The 19,100-nt window shown below is 70.2% G+C and carries 16 protein-coding genes; 9 read left to right on the top strand and 7 right to left on the bottom strand.

Going from position 1 to position 19,100, the window contains the following annotated elements; genetic code table 11:
• Nucleotides 1-63 precede the first annotated feature (63 nt).
• On the top strand, nucleotides 64-573 hold the full coding sequence (locus AC4BEG_RS02545; protein ID WP_490704267.1) for a hypothetical protein: 510 nt from the start codon (nucleotides 64-66) through the stop codon (nucleotides 571-573).
• On the opposite strand, the gene AC4BEG_RS02550 is transcribed toward AC4BEG_RS02545, so the two are convergent.
• Nucleotides 570-2,012: an AlkA N-terminal domain-containing protein gene (locus AC4BEG_RS02550; RefSeq protein WP_490706961.1), complete on the bottom strand. Its 1,443-nt coding sequence runs from the start codon at nucleotides 2,010-2,012 to the stop codon at nucleotides 570-572. The genes AC4BEG_RS02545 and AC4BEG_RS02550 overlap by 4 nt on opposite strands.
• A gap of 772 nt (nucleotides 2,013-2,784) precedes the next feature.
• On the opposite strand from AC4BEG_RS02550, the gene AC4BEG_RS02555 reads away from it, so the two are divergent.
• The 3 genes from AC4BEG_RS02555 to AC4BEG_RS02565 are packed head-to-tail and all read left to right on the top strand — an operon-like array spanning nucleotide 2,785 to nucleotide 5,838.
• A complete protein-coding gene (locus AC4BEG_RS02555; RefSeq protein WP_490704268.1) occupies nucleotides 2,785-3,435 on the top strand; it encodes a DUF4142 domain-containing protein in 651 nt (216 codons plus the stop codon).
• 13 nt (nucleotides 3,436-3,448) lie between these two features.
• The gene (locus tag AC4BEG_RS02560) at nucleotides 3,449-4,924 is read left to right on the top strand and encodes a DUF1996 domain-containing protein (protein ID WP_490704269.1); all 1,476 of its coding nucleotides are present in this window, start codon (nucleotides 3,449-3,451) and stop codon (nucleotides 4,922-4,924) included.
• Nucleotides 4,924-5,838 (top strand): RNA polymerase sigma factor, encoded by a 915-nt coding sequence (locus tag AC4BEG_RS02565; protein ID WP_490704270.1) that lies wholly within the window; start codon nucleotides 4,924-4,926, stop codon nucleotides 5,836-5,838. Before AC4BEG_RS02560 ends, AC4BEG_RS02565 begins: the two co-directional genes overlap by 1 nt.
• A 105-nt stretch (nucleotides 5,839-5,943) precedes the next feature.
• Here the strand turns inward: AC4BEG_RS02565 and AC4BEG_RS02570 are convergent, their stop codons facing one another.
• Nucleotides 5,944-7,125 (bottom strand): PucR family transcriptional regulator, encoded by a 1,182-nt coding sequence (locus AC4BEG_RS02570; RefSeq protein WP_490704271.1) that lies wholly within the window; start codon nucleotides 7,123-7,125, stop codon nucleotides 5,944-5,946.
• 533 nt (nucleotides 7,126-7,658) lie between these two features.
• Here AC4BEG_RS02570 and AC4BEG_RS02575 point away from each other — a divergent pair.
• From AC4BEG_RS02575 to AC4BEG_RS02590, 4 genes are all read left to right on the top strand, one after another.
• A complete protein-coding gene (locus AC4BEG_RS02575) occupies nucleotides 7,659-8,396 on the top strand; it encodes a hypothetical protein (RefSeq protein ID WP_490704272.1) in 738 nt (245 codons plus the stop codon).
• The gene (locus tag AC4BEG_RS02580; RefSeq protein ID WP_490704273.1) at nucleotides 8,393-9,904 is read left to right on the top strand and encodes an NADH-ubiquinone oxidoreductase-F iron-sulfur binding region domain-containing protein; all 1,512 of its coding nucleotides are present in this window, start codon (nucleotides 8,393-8,395) and stop codon (nucleotides 9,902-9,904) included. The genes AC4BEG_RS02575 and AC4BEG_RS02580 overlap by 4 nt, the downstream gene beginning before the upstream one ends.
• A gap of 195 nt (nucleotides 9,905-10,099) precedes the next feature.
• Nucleotides 10,100-11,098, top strand: a complete 999-nt coding sequence (locus tag AC4BEG_RS02585; protein WP_490704274.1) for an SCO0930 family lipoprotein — start codon at nucleotides 10,100-10,102, stop codon at nucleotides 11,096-11,098.
• An 85-nt stretch (nucleotides 11,099-11,183) separates the two neighbouring features.
• Nucleotides 11,184-11,705: a hypothetical protein gene (locus tag AC4BEG_RS02590; protein WP_490704275.1), complete on the top strand. Its 522-nt coding sequence runs from the start codon at nucleotides 11,184-11,186 to the stop codon at nucleotides 11,703-11,705.
• Between the two features lie 38 nt (nucleotides 11,706-11,743).
• Here AC4BEG_RS02590 and AC4BEG_RS02595 read toward each other — a convergent pair whose 3' ends face one another.
• Together AC4BEG_RS02595 and AC4BEG_RS02600 are read right to left on the bottom strand one after the other, a co-directional pair.
• Nucleotides 11,744-12,421 carry an HAD family hydrolase gene (locus AC4BEG_RS02595; RefSeq protein WP_490704276.1) on the bottom strand — a complete coding sequence of 226 codons (678 nt, stop codon included), beginning with the start codon at nucleotides 12,419-12,421 and terminating at the stop codon, nucleotides 11,744-11,746.
• 322 nt (nucleotides 12,422-12,743) lie between these two features.
• Nucleotides 12,744-13,676, bottom strand: coding sequence for a ScbA/BarX family gamma-butyrolactone biosynthesis protein (locus AC4BEG_RS02600; protein WP_490704277.1), 933 nt, complete (start codon nucleotides 13,674-13,676; stop codon nucleotides 12,744-12,746).
• Between the two features lie 90 nt (nucleotides 13,677-13,766).
• On the opposite strand from AC4BEG_RS02600, the gene AC4BEG_RS02605 reads away from it, so the two are divergent.
• Complete coding sequence (locus AC4BEG_RS02605) at nucleotides 13,767-14,459, top strand: ScbR family autoregulator-binding transcription factor (RefSeq protein ID WP_490704278.1); 693 nt, start codon at nucleotides 13,767-13,769, stop codon at nucleotides 14,457-14,459.
• 25 nt (nucleotides 14,460-14,484) lie between these two features.
• On the opposite strand, the gene AC4BEG_RS02610 is transcribed toward AC4BEG_RS02605, so the two are convergent.
• The 3 genes from AC4BEG_RS02610 to AC4BEG_RS02620 all read right to left on the bottom strand — a co-directional run bounded on the left by AC4BEG_RS02610 (nucleotide 14,485) and on the right by AC4BEG_RS02620 (nucleotide 18,756).
• Nucleotides 14,485-15,294 (bottom strand): endonuclease I family protein, encoded by an 810-nt coding sequence (locus AC4BEG_RS02610; protein WP_490704279.1) that lies wholly within the window; start codon nucleotides 15,292-15,294, stop codon nucleotides 14,485-14,487.
• 148 nt (nucleotides 15,295-15,442) lie between these two features.
• Nucleotides 15,443-17,185 (bottom strand): ABC transporter ATP-binding protein, encoded by a 1,743-nt coding sequence (locus tag AC4BEG_RS02615; protein ID WP_490704280.1) that lies wholly within the window; start codon nucleotides 17,183-17,185, stop codon nucleotides 15,443-15,445.
• Complete coding sequence (locus AC4BEG_RS02620; RefSeq protein WP_490704281.1) at nucleotides 17,182-18,756, bottom strand: ABC transporter ATP-binding protein; 1,575 nt, start codon at nucleotides 18,754-18,756, stop codon at nucleotides 17,182-17,184. Before AC4BEG_RS02620 ends, AC4BEG_RS02615 begins: the two co-directional genes overlap by 4 nt.
• Between the last annotated feature and the right edge of the window lie 344 nt (nucleotides 18,757-19,100).

A 19,100-nucleotide genomic window follows, 5' to 3' on the forward strand; every position in this document is an offset into this window, starting at 1 on the left:
CCGTCCCACGCGTCCGTATCCATGGGTGCAGCCGCCACCGGACACGCCACGAGAGGGCCCCTCATGGACGCATCCCCGCACCCGGAGCGCACCGCCGAACGCACCCCACCTCGCCGCGGCGCGCGTCTGACCCCGGTGATGGCGGCCGTCTGCGGACTGCTCACCGTCGCGGGCTGCGGCGGCGACGGCGGTGCGGGGAATGCCACGGCGGAGACCGGACGGCATGGCGCGGACCGGCCGAGCGCCGGGGCGAGAGCCACTCCCAGACCGGCGACGGTCGAGCAACTGGCCGCGGCGGTCGGCTGCAAGCCGAAGTTCACCGTGGATGTCGACGACTACCGCCAAGCGGTGTGCAAGAACTCCCGGGGCAAGTTCCTCCTCCTGGACTTCGTCAAGGCCAAGGGGCAGCGCGACTGGCTGGAGACAGCACAGATGTACGGCGGGGTGTATCTCATCGGCGATCGCTGGGTGCTGTCGTCGTCCCCGCGGAAGAACATGACGGAGGTGCGCGAACGATTCGGCGGCACCATCGAGGACACCACGTCACACGGCGGAACCCAAGGCGGAGACTAATCGCGCGCCGCGGCCCACAGATACTGGGTGGCGTACGAGCGCCAGGGCCGCCAGCCGACGGCCGTCTCCGGCGCAACGGATGTTCCGGACGGGAGGAGCAGGACATCGGGATCGCCCAGCGCACGCATCCGGATGTATCCGGCGGTGCGTGGTCCGATGCCGTCGAGGTTGAGCAGTTCCTTCTCCGCCTGGTCCCGGTCGGCCCCGGCGTCCAGCGGTACGGTGCCGTCGGCGAGGGCGGTGGCCAGCGCGCGCAGCGCCGTACGCCGCGGCGCGGGCAGGTCCAACTCCTCCAGCGAGGCCCCGGCCAGGGTGTCGGCGCGGGGAAAGAGATGGGTGAGTCCGCCGCTCGGGGCCGCCAGCGGCCGCCCGTACGCGCTGACCAGCGCGGCACCTTGGGCCCGCGCCTCATCGGGTGAGAGCCGTCTGCCGAGGACGGCGCGGACGGCCAGTTCCTGCGGATCGGTGGCGCCCGGGGAGCGAAGCCCGGGGCGCGCGGCCACCAACGGCGCCAGCAGCGGGTCGGCGCCGAGGTGTTCGGCGACCGCGTACGGATCGGCGTCGAGGTCGAACAGCCGCCGCATCCGCTGGGTGGCCGTCGTCAGATCGCGCAGCTCCCCCAGACACAGCCGGCACTCCAGCCAGCCGCCGTCGCCGGGCCGTTCGTCGACCTCGGCGATGCCATGGCCGTGCGGCAGCCGCAGGGTACGCCGGTAGGTGCGGGCCCCGCGTTCGCCGATCATCTCCTCCACACCGGGGACGGTGTGACGGGCGAGCTGGTCGAACAACTCGGCCGCGGCATACGGTCCGCGACAGGCCAGCCGCAGGGGCACCCCGCCGTAGAACGAACGCGGCGCGACCGGGCCGAAGCGCGAGGAGCGGCCGGGCCGGGCGTCGCGCAGCCCGGTCGGGGTGATGGCGTAGATCTCCTTGATGGTGTCGTTGAACTGCCGCACACTGGCGAACCCCGCGGCGAACGCGATCTCCGCGGCCTGCATCTGCGTGGTCTGGAGGAGGATGCGGGCGGTGTGGGCGCGCTGGGCGCGGGCGAGGGCGATGGGCCCCGCACCCAGTTCGGCGTTGAGCTGCCTCTGTACCTGACGCGGGCTGTAGCCCAGCCGGTGGGCCAGCCCCGCCACACCCTCGCGGTCCACCACCCCGTCGCCGATCATCCGCATCGCGCGCCCGACCACATCGGCGCGGGTGTTCCACGCGGCCGAACCGGGCACCGCGTCCGGGCGGCAGCGACGGCACGCCCGGAACCCCTCGCCCTGCGCCGCCGCCGCGGTGGGGAAGAACCGCACGTTCTTCCGCCGGGGCGTCGTCGCCGGACAGCTCGGCCGGCAGTAAATACCGGTCGTGGCCACGGCGAAGAAGAACTCACCGTCGAACCGCGCGTCCCGGCCACGCACCGCCTCGTACTTACCGTCCTCCGTCATCACGGTGTCCACTGTGCTCCGGTCCGGGCCGGGGCGCTGGCGGAAAACGGACACGGCGATCGCCGCTCCCCGCCCCGCTCCCGGGGTCAGGAAGGCCCGGACAGCCGGGCGGCCCGCTCCTCCGGGCGCCCCGGGCACTGAGTCCGTGGAACGCCGGGTGCTGGGTGACCACTTCGACGGGGGTGCCGGACGCCAACGCCTCCTGACGCGCCACCGGGTCCGGGTCGGGTGGTGACAGCGCGGGCCGCACCGGCCCCGCCGCTCTCCTTCCTTCTGTTTCCTGCTGTCGTTCTTCGTCGTTTCTACTGATGCCTATATAGGGGACAGGGCACGCCCTCACACAGATAAGGGGACAGCCAGTACGCCCTGGGCGAGCGGGACTTCGCCCTGGACACCTGGCGGCAGGTTCTGGCCGTCCTCGAGGAGTTCAACCGCCGAAGGATGACGGCGGCGGAAGGGTATGGCGGGCCGGGGCGGAGCGAACCCCGGTCCGCCGGGGTAACAGTTCGGAGCTCCATGCCGCTGTTCGCATCACAGATGCCCTTCGCGCGGGGATGGTTCTCCCTGTCGTACGGACGGCACCCGCGATGTGCTCAACGCGCGGGAAAAAACTTGCGACCGCCCCCGCGGAGGGTGCGGCCGAAAGATGGCCGCGTATGGTACCAGTCGGTAACGATGGTTGTCCCGGCTTTATTCGTTAGTGATGAGGTCTCCACGTCCGGGCCACACCAGGTACTAGCGTCCGGTGTCACTCCGAAGCAAGGAGGGCGCTGTGCGATCAGCAATCGTCAGCAGATCCATCGCATCCAGCCGTACCATCGGCACCGGCCTCATCATTGGGGCACTCGCCATGACCCTCGCGGCGATCCTCATCCCCGTCCAGCTGTTCGGCGAGAGCAGCGCCGCGTCATCGCTGCCCCCCGGCGTCATCGACGACGGCAAGGGCACGGTCAGCACCCAGTACGGGCCGCTGACCGCTCTGGACCGGGACTTCGTCCGCAAGGTGAAGCTCGCCGGGCTCTGGGAGCTTCCCTCGGGCCGGGAGGCCCAGGAGCGTGGCACTCGGGACTCGGTGAAGACCGCTGGTGAGCACCTCATCGAGGGCCACACCGAGCTCGACCGCCGGGTGAACGAGGTGGGCCGGGCGCTGGGGGTCGATCTGCCCACTCAGCCGAACGAGCAGCAGCAGGGCTGGCTCAATGAGATGAACAACGCGTCCAGCAGCGCCGAGTTCGAACGCATCTTCGCCAACCGGCTCCGCGCGGCACACGGGAAGGTGTTCTCGCTCGTCGCCCAGATCCGGGCACAGAGCCGGAACTCCATGGTGCGATCACTGGCCACCCGGGCCAACACCATCGTTCTCGACCACATCACGGTGCTCGAGAACACCGGGCTCGTCGACTTCGACGCCCTCAACAACTAAGTGAAGTGATCTCATGAGGCAACAGACCCACAAGCGCGGCAGGTTCTCGAACAAAACCGTCGCCATCGTCGCCGCACTGGCTCTGGGCGGCGGCGGGGCCGCGATCATCGCGGCGAACGCGTCCGCCAGCGGCGACAACACCGACTCCGGCCAGAATCGCACGGTGTCCGCCGGATCATGGACGATCCGCTGCCCCGATGTGGGCCAACAGCTGTCGTCCGTGCCGCGCCAGGCGCGCCCCGAGGTCGACAAGAACCTCGCCGAACTCGACTCCCAGGTGGCCAAGGCGTACCAGCGGATGTCCGACAGCGGGGCCTCCAGGGACTCGGTGCTCTCCTCGCTGGAGAAGCAGCGTGGGGAAACCCTCGACAACATCGGCAACGCCATCGACGAGCAGGGCCAGAGCCCTGACGACCTCAACTCGATGAGCAACTGCCAGATGCAGCAGGTCAGCAACGACGGCGGCCAGGCCAACCAGCAGGATGGCGCGCAGCAGCAGGACGGCGGCCAGCAACAGGCCGGGGGTCAGCAGCAGGACGGCGGTCAGCAGCAAGGTGGCGAGGGCGCCAAGGAGGTGCCCGGCAACGCCGGCGGCCAGGCGGGCAACGGCCCGTCGCAGGGCGACTTCGTCGACATCAAGCAGGTGCAGCCGAACGTCCAGAACCCGCCCCAGGCGCAGCAGGGCGGTTCCAACGGCACGTTCACCTCGGAGTGCGGCGTCGGCGACCCGCAGCTCCGCAACAGCGACAACGTGATCGTCGCGCCCGGTGTGGGCAACGGTGCCCACCACATGCACGACTACGTGGGCAACGACAGCAACGACGCCTTCGCCAACAACCAGACCTTCGAGCAGGCCGGGACTTCCTGCAACAACGGCGACAAGTCGACCTATTACTGGCCTGTGGTGCGCGCCCAGGACGGTAAGGACGAAGCGGACGCCAACGACCTCGGCGGCGGCCAGGAAGGCAACGTCGGCACCATCCTGACGCCCAAGAGCTCCACCATCGAGTTCCAGGGCAACCCGCAGAACAAGGTCGTGGCGATGCCGAAGTTCCTGCGGATCATCACCGGTGACGCCAAGGCGTTCACCAACGGCGACAAGAACGCCAACGCCTCCTGGAGCTGCACCGGTTTCGAGGACCGGCAGCTGACCGACAAGTACCCGCTCTGCCCCGAGGGCAGCTCGGTGACGCGCACGTTCGACTTCCAGAGCTGCTGGGACGGCAAGAACATCGACAGCGCCAACCACCGTGACCACATGGCCTTCCCCAACCAGGACGGCTCCTGCCCCAACGGCTTCCAGGCCATCCCCAAGCTGGTGAACACCATCACCTACGATGTGCCGCCCAACACCCCGTTCGCCGTGGACGGCTTCCCCGAGCAGTTGCACAAGCCCATCACCGACCACGACGACTTCATCAACGTGATGCCGGAAGACCTGATGAACAAGGCCGTGGACTGCATCAACAACGGCCAAAAGTGCAATTGATGGACAAGACTCTCCAGGCGCGCGTCGGCCATCAGGCCGGCGCGCGCCGCGCTGCCACCACCCATGAGACGGCCGACGAGCCCTGGGACCCTCCCGCCGCGGAACATCCCGAAGCGGTGGGCCCCGGACATACCGACCGACCGGTCCGCTCCCTCTCGGACCCGGAACTGACCCGGCTGCTCCTGGAGGGCTACCGCTCGGGCACCACCAGCCCGGCCGCGGGCGAGATCCTCTACCGCCGCCACCACGCGGCCACGCTCTCGTACGCCCGGACCTGCTGCCGCGCCCTTCAGGACGCGGAGGATCTGGCCTCCGAGGCGTTCATCCGCACCTTCCAGGCGGTGCGCGCCGGTGGCGGGCCGCGCGGGCCCTGGCGGCCGTATCTGCTGACCGTGGTGCGCCACACCGCGGTCGAATGGAGCGCCGGGGAACGGCAGATCCTGCTCACGGCCGACTTCGAGCCCTGGCGGCAGCTCGCGCCCACGGCCGACCCCCAGCAACACCTGGTGGCCAGGGAGAACCGCCGGCTGCTCATCCGCAGCTTCCGCGGACTGCCCGAACGCTGGCAGACCGTGCTGTGGCTGACCCTCGTCGAGGACGCCCCTCCGCACCAGGTGGCCACCGTTCTGGGGATCTCTCCCAGTGGTGTCACCTCGCTCGCCTTCCGGGCCAGGGAGGGATTGCGCGAGTCGTACCTCCAGGCGCATCTGGAGTCCGCGCGGGACGACCGGTGCCGCCACTTCAGCGCCATGCTGGGCGCCTCGGTGCGGCGTGGCGGGGTCCGTGGCCATGCGCTCGGGCGCCATCTGGCCTCGTGCGCGTTCTGCGCCCACGCCTACCACGAACTGCTCGGGCTCAACGCCGCGATGCGCACCGTCGCACCGGCCCAGGTGCCCGTGGGCGCGGGTCGCTGACCCGGCCGTACCCCCGCAACACCCACTTCCCCACACAAAACTGCCGACCGCGTGACGCGGCCGGCAGTTCCGTTGGTGGTGGTCAGCGCGGTGCGCCGACCTGTCTCACAGTCCGTTGACGCGGGCCTCCCGGGCGATCCCGAGCGGCCGGATTCCGGGGGCCGTTCCGGTACGGGCCCTGCGGCCCACCCGTGACGCGTGGCGGCGTATCCGGTCCATCTGTGCCATCAGCCGCCGCCCGCGCAGCGCCATCTCCAACTCGAAGCGTATGCGCGGGTCCCGCAGGCCCGGCCCGAAGAGCTTCTCTATCTGCCGCAATCGGTACCGCACGGTCTGCGGATGCACCTTGAGCGCCTTCGCCGCCTCCGGGGCGCCACCGCCCTCCAGCCATGCCAGCAGTGTCATCTGGAGCCGTTCGCTCTGCCGGGGTGTCAGCCCGACCAGCGGTTTGAGCCACCGGGAGGCCAGGGCCCGGACCAGTGACTCGTCCTGGAGCAGCAGCAGCATCGACAGGTGGTCGTCGACGAAGAGCACCCGGGCCTCGGGGCCGCTGCGCGCGGGAGCCATCGTCAGCAGCTTCCGCGCCCAGCGCACCGAGGACGCCGCGTCGTTGAGCGGCACCACATGGCCGACCGCGGCGGTGCGGCCCCGCAGCGCGGTTTCCAGCGCGCCACGGGTACCGGCGTCCACGGGCGGTTCCCGGTCCGGGTCCCGCTCGCCGTCCGGCGCCCGTTCGGCGGTGGTGACCGGTGCGGGATCGCCGTCCGCGTCGGGGTCCGGGATCAGCAGGCACAGCTCGTCGCCGACCGCGCCGATGAGGGTGTCTCCCAGCACCGCGGCCAGTTGCGGCGCCTCGCCCGGGGTGGGCAGGGCGACGGCCTGGACGGTTTCGGGAAGGGGCCAGCGGGCGGCCCGTGAAAGCTCCGCCAGGGTCCGTTCGGAGACCGCCACTTCGCCGGTGAGGGCTTCGAACAGCTCGCGGCGGGCCCGCTCGGGCGGTACCTCCGTCATCCGTTCGCCACCGGAGCGGGCCGGCGGGGAGGCGGCCGGTTCCCCGGCCCCTTCCTCGCCCTGCTTCCGGTAGCCCAGTGCGGTCAGGAGAGCCTGCTCGACTCCGCATCGGACCTTCTCTCGCTCAGAGTCCTCCAGGAGTTCGGAGAATCCCGGGAGTCTGCGCCGAAGGGTCTCAACCACCTCGTCGGCTACCGACGGGAGTTCATTGCGCAGAACGCGGGTCCACTCGCCACGGGGGCGGGACCACATGCGGTTCACGAGTTCGCCCATCATTACCTCGTTCTTGCCGGGGGGAGGCCTGGCCGTTGGGGGGTCGGTCAGGCCCGTGGAGGTTGCCTCCGTCTCCGGTTCGTCCAGTCCGGAAAGGGAGTCGAGGGTCCTCCGCTACGTCATAGAGGACCCCCACCCCTACCGGTCCCGGCATTTTGCCGTTTCTTTGCCATCGAGATGGCAACGGATCGGTAGGAGACGGTGTGGGCACCGTTTCTCCACAAGAAGTTGTCACGTTACGACAAATCTTATGGAGATCACGTGTAGTTCCGAGAAGCTGCTGCTCCCAAGACGACTTTGACGTATCTCGTCACCCGCGCGAATCCGCGCGATCGGGAGGCTCCATGTCCATGTCCCAGATGCCGACTCCCCGCTCCCAGGGGCCGCACCGCAGGGGACGCCACACCGGATCGGTTCCCGCTGGAGCCCTCGGAGTACCCGGCAGCCGACGAGCCGCCCGCCGGCCTCGGGCACGTGCCCGGCCTGGCAGCAGCCAGGCCCGACACCTTCGCCTCTACGCTATCGGTGCGGCGGTGGTGTTGTCCCTCATTGTGGCCAACAACGTGGGCGCATTCACCAAGACCTGGGCTTTTCTGGACTTCGGCGCCGGTGTCCTCGCCCTGGTGTCTCTCACTTCGGCGGTGCTGTGGGGGCTCGCGGCCACCGACCAACTGGTGCTGCACACCAACCACCGGCTGATCGCCCAGGGTGTCCACCGGGCCGCCGCCGTCGGGGGGTTGTGCTTCCTCGCGCTGCATGTCTGGGTGAAGGTGGCGGAGAGCCACACGAGCGCCGCGGCCATCGTGGTACCGTTCGCTGACGCAAATCAGCCTGTGCTCATCGGCCTTGGGACCATCGCCGGGTACCTCTTCACCATGGCGGCGGTCACCGGAGCGGTGCGCAGTGCATTCGCCTCAACCGGCAAGTCCCGCTGGCGCTACCGTTGGTGGCGGGCCCTGCATGTGGCCGCGTATCCGGCGTGGTGTGCCGCGCTGATCCACGGCCTCAAGGCAGGCCGTCCGGCGAAGGACTGGGCCACGGCCGGATATGTCATGGCCCTGGCTGGTGTGGCGGTCGCGTTGTGGATACGGCTCGCTTCCCGGCGGGCGCAGGGCGAGAGGACGGACGGCATCGAGGTGAGGAATCCCCCCGCTCGCGGTCGGCAGGAAAGCAGGACCGGACGGGCCGCACCGAGCGTCCCCCGTCCGCGCTCCGCGGAGCCCGACCGGCGTGACACCGAGCCGCTCGGCGCCTCCCGCGGGTGGGGCCGGTGATCACAGCAAAGCCCCGGCTGGCCTGCATTGATCCGCCCCGGCTGCTGGCTGGACTGGACGAGGCGTACCGGCTGGACCGTGTCGGCCATCTGACGGTGCACGGGCAGATGCCCGCTTTGCGCGCCGATGAACTGGTGGCCCTCGCGGAGAACATCGACCTGCGCGGCCGTGGTGGCGCCGGGTTCCCGTTCGCCAAAAAACTCACCTCCGTCATCGAGTCGGCGGCGCGGCGGGACGGCCGCTGCGCCGTGGTGGTCAACGGCAGTGAGGGCGAGCCCAGCTGTCTGAAGGACACCGCACTGCTGCTGCACACTCCGCATCTGGTGATCGACGGCGCGATGCTGGCCGCCGAGGCGCTCGGTGCGGAGGACGTGTGCATCGCGGTGCACCGGCCGGATGTCGAGGAGTCGATCGCCGCCGCCATCGCCGAACGCGCCCCGAGCGGGCCCCGGCTGCGGGTCTCCCGCACTCCGGACCGCTTCGTCGCCGGTGAGGGCGGTGCCGTCATCAACGGCATCAGCGGCGCCCCGGCCATCCCCAACGGCCGGAAGATCCGGACCAGTGACAGCGGGCTCGGGGGGCTGCCCACCCTGCTGTCCAACACCGAGACCTTCGCTCAGCTCGCCGTGGCGGCGCGGATGGGCGCCCTGCCGTACCGCTCGGTGGGGCTGCCCACCGAACCGGGCACCACCCTGCTGACGGTGGCGGGCAAGTTCGTGATGGAGACCCCGACCGGGGTCCCGCTGACCTACATCCTGGATCTGTGCAACCTCACCCCCGGCCAGGGCGTTCTGGTCGGTGGGTACCACGGCAAGTGGCTGGACCCGAACAGCATCCACGCCACCACCATCTCCCGTGAGTCCATGAAGAAGTACGGCGCCCGGCTGGGCGCCGGGGCGGTGCTGCCGATCCCCGAGGACACCTGCCCGCTCGGTGAGACCGCGCGGGTGACACGCTGGCTGGCCGCGGAGACGGCCGGTCAGTGCGGACCGTGTTTCATCGGGCTGCCCGCGCTCGCGGACGCGCTGGGTCAGGTGGAGCGCGGTGGCGGCCAGAGCGCCGTCGACACGGTGCGGGCGTACATCAACTCCGTGAAGAAGCGCGGGGCATGCAGCCACCCCGACGGTACGGCCGGTTTTGTGACCACCGCGCTGGACGCCTTCCCGGAGGAGATCGAGGCCCATGCGCTGGGCCTGGGCTGCGGCCGGCCCACCCTCGGTGTGCTGCCGCTGCCCGAGGACTCCCAGCCACTCGCGCTGCCCCCGGGACCGTCGGCGGCCGAGCCCCGGCGGGAACGGGAGCCGCGGGCACGGATGGAGCAGCTCATCGTGGACTGGTCGCTGTGCCAGGGCCACGGGCTGTGCGCGGACATCATCCCCGATGTGCTCCAGCTGGGCATCGACGGCTATCCGGCCTCGGCGAAGATGGATGTGCCACGTCAGCTGCGAGCCCAGGCGGTCCGCGCGGTGCGGCGCTGTCCGGCGCTGGCGCTGCGCATCGAGGAGTAGCCGCCCTCCCGTACCCCGCGTCACCCACGACGGCCGCCAAGAACGGCCGTCGACTGCTGTGCGCTCAAGGATCCCGCGTTTTTTGCGTCGGATGACAAAATCCGGGCCCGCTGAACGTCGCCCGGCACCGGCTCCGTATGCACATGACGTCGGCGCAAACACCGCCGGACCAAGAGAGATTGCAGAGGAATGGTCATGGAGAAGCGGCGTCAGATCGCATTCGCCGGAGTGTCCGTCGCGATGGTTCTGCTGACGGCGGCGTGTGGCAGCAGCAAGGACGACTCCTCCGGTCAGAGCTCCAATGTCCAGCCCGCCGGCGGTGCCCAGAACGTGGGATCGAGCGCGGGCGCCGGCTCGAGCGCCGCCTCCTCCGGTGCGGCCGGTGGCTACCAGGCGGGCGGGGACACGGGCGCCGCGGCGGGTTCCGGTGACACCGGGAAGTCCGGCCCGGCCAAGGAAGTGACCGTCAAGAAGGACGCCAAGCTGGGCGAGATCGTGACCGACGCCAAGGGCTGGACGCTCTACCGGTTCGACGAGGACACCCCCAAGCCGGCCAAGTCCAACTGCAACGACGCCTGCGCCACCAAGTGGCCGCCGGTGCCCGCCGACGACGCCGCCGCCGGAACCGGTGTCGACAAGTCCAAGCTGGGCTCGGTCACCCGCTCCGACGGCACCAAGCAGCTGACACTCGAGGGCTGGCCGGTCTACCGTTACGCGGGTGACACCAAGGCGGGCGACACCAAGGGCCATGGCGTGGGCGGCACCTGGAACGCGCTGGCGCCCGACGGCAAGCCGGCCGGCAAGAAGGCCGCCGGTACGGACGAGAGCCTCCAGCTGATGGTGAACAGCAACGCCAAGCTCGGCAAGATCATCGTGGATGGCAAGGGCATGACGGTCTACCGGTTCAACAAGGACAGCGCGTGGCCGATGAAGACCGGCTGCCTCGGCGCCTGCCTGGACACCTGGAAGCCGCTCAAGGCCGTGAACACCTCCAAGGTCGCCGGTCTCGACGCCTCGAAGGTCACCTCCTTCACCCGTCCCGACGGCACCAAGCAGGCCGCCTTCGACTGCTGGCTGCTCTACACCTTCACCGGGGACACCAAGCCCGGCGACACCAACGGCCAGGGCAAGGCGGGCCAGTGGTTCGCGGTCACCGACAAGGGCAAGAAGGCGGGCGTCGCCGCGGCGCAGTAGCCGCACCAACACGGTCACCGCAGCGGGAGGCCCGAGGCCGCAGAGGACCCGGGCCTCCCCGACGGACTCTCAACGGGAGGTTGTAGTGTCACCCGCACTCCGTGCCACCGCGCTCTGCGCGGCGTTGCTGTTCCTGAGCGGCTGCGCCGGGAACAGCAAGGCGCACGACGCCGCGAAACATCCGGAGGAGAAGGCGGCACCTTCCGCCAAGGAGTTCGGCAAACCCGGCAAACCCGCCTCGCTGACCGGGATCGCCGATGCCATCGGCTGCAAGGCGAAGGTCATCACCGAGGTGGAGGAGCTGCGGCAGGGCGCCTGCACCTCCGGCAAGAACCGGTACACGATGCTGACCTTCGCCACCGAGAAGGGCCAGCACGCCTGGCTGTCGACGTCCAAGGACTACGGGGGCACCTACCTGGTCGGCAAGCGCTGGTCGGTGACGGGCTTGTCCACCGGCTCGCTCACACCCCTGCGGGAGAAGATCGGCGGGGACATCGAGCACGGGTCCATGTCCCACGGCGGCTCCGGATCCCACGGAGGCTCCGACCCGAAGGGCGGGTCCGGCTCGCACGGCTCCGGCTCGCACGACGGGATGGACGGGATGTGAGCCGCGCCGCCGACCGGGCGGCGAAGCGTGTCAGCCGGTCATGCCACCCTGGTCTCGGCCCACCTGACCAGATCGGGGTCGGCGAGGGTGTCGACCCACAGGTCCACCGGGGGGCGTTCGTCCACCGGTTTCCGCGGGCCGACACCGAGCACTCTCAGCCCGGCACGTGAGGCGGAGAGAAACCCGCAGTGGGAGTCCTCGACCGCGAGGGCGTCGCCGGGGGCCGCACCGCACAGACGGGCGGCCTCCAGATAGACATCGGGATACGGTTTGGGCCGCATCTCCCCTTCGGGGACCAGCACATGACCGAAGTGCCGCAGCAGCCCCGCCTTGGCGAGCCCGTCCTCGACCACGTCCCGCGGGCAGTTGCTCGCGATGGCCAGCGGTGCGAACACCGCGGCCTTCTCCACCAGTTCCGGCGCCCCGGGCATGGTGACCGGGTTCTCGGCCACCAGGGTGCGGAAGGCGTCGAGCAGTTGCCCGGTCATCTGCTCGGCGAGTTCGGGGTGCCCGGCGAATTCGGCCAGCAGACGGCCGCATTCGCTGTAGTGAAGTCCCTTGGTGCGCTGGGCGAACTCTTCGGTGGGGGCGGTGCCGTGCTCTCTCAGCACCATTTCACGCGCCTCCTCCCAGTGCCGTTCGGAATCCATGAGGGTGCCGTCGCAGTCGAAGACGATGGCGGCTGGGGTCCATGCGAGGAGCTTTTCGGCTGTCATCTGCCTGCCGTTCCATGGGAGGTGGGGGAATCGGCGCAGGGGGTGCCTGTACCTGCGGGGAGCAGCACAGTGGATTTCCTGGCGGCTCGGTACGCGAATGCGTTGACCGCTGCTGTCCGATGCGCGAGCGCCTATTCGCGTGCGCGACATGGGAGGCGGTACAGACGGAGAATCCGCCTGCCCGAAACATAACGATCACTACGTTAATTGGATGACCCGGAGTAAGCAAGTCGTCACGCAATGTCGGCGATTTGTTCACCGCTGCGCGCGTTCGTCGCTCAATGCGTCCGTCGTACAGTGTGTTTGACGGTCAGAAGTGCGGTCAGAGGTATTGGAGCACCCCGACCGCCGTACAGATCTCCGCCTGCCGCAGCCGGAAGACACACGTCCTGCCGTGGGAGGTGCACTCGACCACGGCGGGCGGATACGACTCGGTGAAGCGGATCGCCTTCAGCCGGCAGGCGACAGGCCGGGTCAGCGACCCGTCGGTGGCCAGCGCCGCGGCCTGCCGGGCGCTCTCCAGCAGCACCAGACCGGGGACATGGTCGCTCCAGTGGTCGTAGAAGAATGGGTGGCGGGGGTCGGCCGGATCGAGGTACACCACTCCCCCGTCCCGTACCACCAGCACGTCCCGGGCTGCGGGAACGGCCAGTTGCCCGGGTGAGGGGCGGACCGCGGCGCGCAGTCTGCGCCGTGCGGTCTGCCCCGAGGCGGCCGAGCGGGTCTCCGCGTAGGAGGTGCCGTCGAGGAATCGCGCGGTGCCTCCGGCCCAGGCGAACCGTCTGCCGCCCGCCGAGAGGGCGATGTCAAGCCGCATCCCCGAGACGAAGCGCCCGGAGGGCGTGGTGTGGAGGTCCGTCACGGCAGCGTGGCAGGTGATGTCGGTGGCGCCGTGCGGCGCGCGCGGCTCGGCCTCGGGGTCGAGCCGGTAGAACAGGTCGCGGATCAGGAAGTGTGCGCCCGCGGGCACCGCGTAGTACCGGGTGGGGATGTAGATGCCCAGTTCACGCAGGGTTTCCGCGATCATCAGCGGATGGTGTCTGCCGTCCCCGCCGTGCGGGAAGGTCGGATGGGAGCGGGGCCACTGGGCGGCGGCCTCGAAGCGGTCGTCACCCAGCGTACGGACATCGGTGAGCAGCACCTCGGCCACCGAGACCCGGTGCACCGCCTCGCGCTCCACCGTGCGGGACCAACTGAGCGGCCGCCCGGTGGGACCGGAGGACTCCGAAAGGCCGCAAGCCTCACGAACGATCACTATAAAATACTAATAATGTTTGACCTGTCTCGCCTCATCTCCATGAGGGGGCGGAATTCCGCTAAGTTCGCTGCGTACACAAAGCGGCTGATGAAGGACGGCGAACACGTGCAAGAGCGGGCCGAACAAACGCGCCGATCCCTTCTGGAAGCGGCCGCATCCCTCTTCGACGAACGCGGATACGCCGGAACGAGCATCAGCGACATCACTCATCGGTCCGGGCACACCAGCGGCGCCATGTATTTCCACTACACGAGCAAGGAAAGGCTCGCGCTCGCCGTGGTGGAGGAGCACTTCGCCACCTGGCCCCCGCTGATCGAGCAGCACACCGCCATCGACACCCCCGCGCTGGAGCAACTGGTCCGGCTCAGCTATGCGGTGGCCCGCGCCTTCCGCGATGACATCGTGGTACGGGCGGGGGCCCGGCTGTGGACCGAGCGCACCTTGATCGACGCGCAGTTTCCGCCGCCCTTCGTGGGCTGGATCGACGCGGTGGCAAAGATGCTGGAGAAGGCCCAGGCCGAGGACGAGCTCGCCGCCCACGTCGATCCGCAGGCCGCGGCCCGGACCGTGGTGTGCGCCTTCTTCGGTCTGCACACCGTCTCGGAGGCGCTCGACGGACGACGGCTGGTCGAGGACCATCTGACCGATCTGTGGACGCTGCTGCTGCCCTCGCTCCAGGCCCGCCCCGGCACCGCCGCCGAACTGCTGGCGGCGGCCCGGAGCACGGACCCGGTACCGCTGCGCGCCGACGGCCGGGCCGTCGGCGCGGACGAGGCGTGAGCGGGGCCCAGGCCCTGGGCAGGACCTACTTCCAGATCTCGCCGACCCATTCCGGGTGGTCGACAAACGGGTTCCGGTTGTGCTGGATGGTGTCGTAGATGACGTCGTTGCGGTGCTTCTCGAAGGCGTCCGGCGGGTCCTCGTCGTTCCACTTCTTCAGCACGGACAGCCGCCCGAGGTTGGGCTGGGTGCCGTTGTCCACCTTGTCGTTGACCTCCAGGTCGGGGAAGTCGTCGTCGCCCTCGTAGCGCACGGACATGTAGAGGACCATCCGGGCCACATCACCCTTGACCTGGTCCCGCGGCTCGAAGGAGTCGTCGTCGGTGCGGTTGCCCGGCGCTCCTTCGACCTCGGATCCGCCCTCGTCGAAGTCCTTGTTGCCGCGGATGCTGTTGACCGTCACATTGGCCGGACGCAGATGATGGACATCGGTCCCGGGGCCGGTCGCGGTGCCGAAGTCGCCGTGCGACTTGGCCCAGACGTGCTCACGGTTCCACTGGTCGGGTCCGGAACCGTTCGCGTCCTTGCTCTGTGACGTCCCGCTGTAGAGCAGGATCACATTCGACGGGTTGTCCGGGTCCTCGTCGGTCTTCTTGAGGGCGTCCCAGACCTCGTCGTACGACAGCTTGGTGACGTCGGTGCTGATGATCGTGTGCAGCGCGTCCTTCAGAGGCTCACCGGTCTTGCCGATCGCGTCCTTGTAGTAGGTGTCGTCGTACGGCGTGGAGGTGGCCGTGACCTCGGCGGTTGCCGGGGCCTGTGCCGTGACGGCGATGGTGGCGACGCCGGCCAGCAGGGCCAGGGATTTCCAGCGGTTGACACGGGTGACGTGCACAGGTGGTCCTTTCCCCGATTTACGACCGTTGTTCGATCCCCGAAAGCGTGTCAGACACATGATCGTCCGATGGTGAACAATCTGCGGAGGTTCGGTGTCAGGGCCATGACCGAATGGGAGAAGTCAACGGGGTCTTTCGAGCCACCGATCAGGATCGGCCGTGCCAGGACTCCCAGAGCGCGGCGTAGGTCCCCTCCCGGCCCACCAGCTCCTTGTGCGGGCCCAGTTCGGTGATCCGGCCCCGCTCCATGACGGCGACCCGGTCGGCGTCATGCGCGGTGTGCAGCCGGTGGGCGATCGCGATGACGGTGCGCCCCTGGAGAACGGCGGCCATCGAACGCTCCAGACGGCGGGCCGTGCGCGGATCGAGCAGCGAGGTGGCCTCGTCCAGCACCAGGGTGTGCGGATCGGCCAGCACCAGCCGGGCGAGCGACAGCTGCTGGACCCGATCCGGCGGCAGGGCGGTGCCGCCCGCCCCCACTCGGGTGTCGAGGCCCGTCTCCTGGGCCCATCCCAGGGCGCCCACCACGTCCAGGGCCCGTTCCAGCGCACGGTCATCGGCACCGGGCCGGGCGAGGAGCAGATTCTCCCGCAGGGTGCCGCGGAAGACATAGCTCTCCTGGGTCACCAGGGCGACCTGACCGCGCAGTTCGTCCGGCGGAAGCCCGGTGAGGGGGACACCGCCGACGGTGACCGCACCGGTGCGCGGCGCCTCGATCCCGGCGAGCAGTCTGCCCAGGGTGGACTTCCCCGCACCGGACGGCCCGACGACGGCCAGCCGTTCACCGGGCTCGATGTCCAGGTCGATGCCGCGCAGCACATCCTCCCCGCCGGGATAGGCGTAGGTCACCTGGCGCAGGGCGAGCGCCCGGTGCCGGGGAACGGACGCGGTGGCATGCCCCGCGGCGGGCTCGGGGCCGCGGTGGACGCCGAGCAGCCGGGCCAGCGAGGCGGCACCGGCTTGGAGGTCGCCCAGGGAGTACAGCAGCAGGTCGACCGGGCCCAGCAGTTGTTGGACGTACAGGGTGGCGGCGGTGACCGCGGCCAGCGAAACCATGCCGTGGAGGGCGAACGCACCACCGATGACCAGGGTCGCGGCCACCGGCAGCACATAGGCGGTGTCGATGACCGGCAGAAAGACGGTGAGCAGTCCGATGGTGCGGCGCTCGGCCGCGTAGGACCCGGCGATATCGCGGTCGGCGCGCTCGGCCCGGCGCCGCGCCAGGCCCAGCGCCTCGACGGTGCGGGCGCCTTCGACGGTCTCGGTCAGCCCCTCGGTGATCGCGGCGTAGGAGGCGCTCTGTTCCAGGAACGCCACCCGCCACCGGCGGAAGAACCACCGCCCCGCGCCCCAGAGGAAGGGCACCGCGATCAGACAGGGAAGGGCCAGCAGCGGGCCGACCACGAACAGCGCGCCCAGGGTGACGCCGATGGTGACGAGGGCGGTCATGGCGGACGGGAGCGCGGTGCGCACCGCGCTGGAGAGCCGCTCCACATCGCGGGTGGTGCGGGTGACCAGCTCGCCGGTGCCCGCCCGTTCGACGGTGGCCGGTGACAGCGCGAGCACCTCGTCGACGAACCGTTCGCGCAGTGCGGCCAGGACCTTTTCGCCCAGGCGCGCCGAGGCGTACTGGGCGGCGTGGGTCAACAGCGCCTGGGCGACGATGAAGACGCAGATCAGCAGGGCGGTACGGGCGATGGCACCGCCCCAGCCACGGGTGTCCTCGACCAGTCCGCCCAGCAGCCAGGGCCCCACCAGACCGCAGCCGGCGGCGAGTATGTGGAGGGCGAGCACACCGCACAGCTCACGCCGATGGCGCAGCGCGATCCGGCGGGCATGGGCACGGGTCCGCCGGGCCGAAGCCACCGGCAGTGTCGCACTGGCGCTCATAGGGCGTCCTCCCTGGCCACGACGGCCCGGTAGCGGCTGTCGGCGAGGAGTTGGGCGTGCGACCCCTGGGCGACGGCCTTGCCGCTCTCGATGTGGACGACGTGGTCGGCCCGGTCGAGGACGACGGGACTGCTGGTGAAGACGAGCGTGGTCCGCCCGGCGCGCAGGGCGGACAGCCCATGGGCGATCCGGGCCTCGGTGTGGGCGTCGACCGCGCTGGTGGGCTCGACCAGGATCAACAGCTCGGGGTCGGCCACGAGGGCGCGGACCAGCCGGAGCCGCTGCTGCTGTCCGCCGGAGAAGGTGCCCCCGGACACGGTGACGGTGTCATCGAGCCCGTGGGGCAGCGCGGTCACGATGTCCTGTGCGGACGCGGCGTCGACGGCCCGCTCCAGCAGGTCGTCCGAGCCGTGCTCACCGCGCAGTTCGGCACGCAGCGGCCCGGCGAAGAGCCGGTCGGCGTTGTCGGCGACGAGGATGCGGCGGCGCACCTCGGCGAGGGGCAGATCGCTCAGCGGGAGATCGCCGAGGGTGACCGCGGAGTCGGTGTAGCGGCCGAGCCGCTCGGCGAGGGTGGTGGCATCGGCGGAGGAGGCGCAGACCACGGCCGTGAGACGGCCCGGTGCCACCGTGAGCCCGGACGCGGGGTCGGCCAGGGCGGCGGGTCCGCCGTCCGGGCCCGGGGCGGCGGAGCCGGACTCCAGCGTGGGCCGGAGCGCGAGGAAGCGGACGACCCGGCGGGCGGCGACATGGCCGCCGGTGAGCTTGCTGACGGCACCCGTGATCCGGCGCAGCGGGTCGGTGAGGTAGACGGCGTAGCCGTAGAACGCCACGAGCTGGCCGGCGCCGATCCGGCCGGTGGCCACGTAGTGCGCGCCGAGCCAGACGACAACCGTGGTGAGCAGCCCCGGGAGCAGCACCTTCGCGGCGTCGAACAGGGCCTCCACCCGGGCCACCGCCACTCCGGCGGCGCGCACCCGCTGGGAGTCCGCGCGGTAGCGGGCGGCGACGGCCTCCTCACCACCGATCCCGCGCAGGACGCGCAGTCCGCCGACGATGTCGACCGCGCGGCCGGTCAGTTCGGCCTGCTGCTCGCGCAGCCGCTGCCGTCGGCGGTGGAGCGGACGGATCAGCAGCGCGATCGCCCCCGCCATGAGCGGCACGCCGATCAGCACCACCAGGCCCAGCTGCCAGGAGGTGGTCAGCAGGATCGCGGCCACCACACCCACGGCGACGACGGCGCCGCCGCCCCGGACGGTCTCGGCGAGCGCGTCGCCGAGCTGGGAGAGGTCGGCCACCCCCGCGTTCACCACCTCGCCCTTGGTCGCCCGCCCCCGTAACGAGGCACCGAGCCCGGCCGCCTGACGAGTGATGTGCTGAGCCGTGCGGTAGGAGGCGCCGAGCCGGGTGGTGAGGGCGGCGCGGTCGCGCAGGATGCCCGCGGCGGCCTGGATCACCCCGAGGGCCACCACCGCCCCGCCCCACAGCAGCAGCGCCCGCTGGTTCTCCGCGATGATTCCGGTGTCGATGGCCCGGCCGATCACGGCGGGTACCAGCGCCTGGGACAGCACATGGACAATGCCGTAAAGAACGCCTAAGCAGAGCGAATTCCTCTGATCAGCGGCAAGCCATAACAGATAGGATGTAGGAGAGCGCAGGTCCGGAGATCCGGTATCCGGATCGGGGAAGCGTCGCATGGCGACGACGATGCCAGTGACACCGGGTCCATCGCGCGGGTGTTTTTCCCGCGCACGCCCTGGGGCCATGCGTGGACGACAGGGGGCGGGGCACTCGCCCCCAGATGACGTGGCCACCGTCGTACGAACTCCGGGAGGACACCGTGGCACGGCAGACCGACCCGATTCCCCCGCACCCGGCACTGTGTGACCCCGGGCCGCCGTCGCCCGCACCGTCA

Source organism: Streptomyces sp. JLBJ103, from assembly GCF_058215575.1.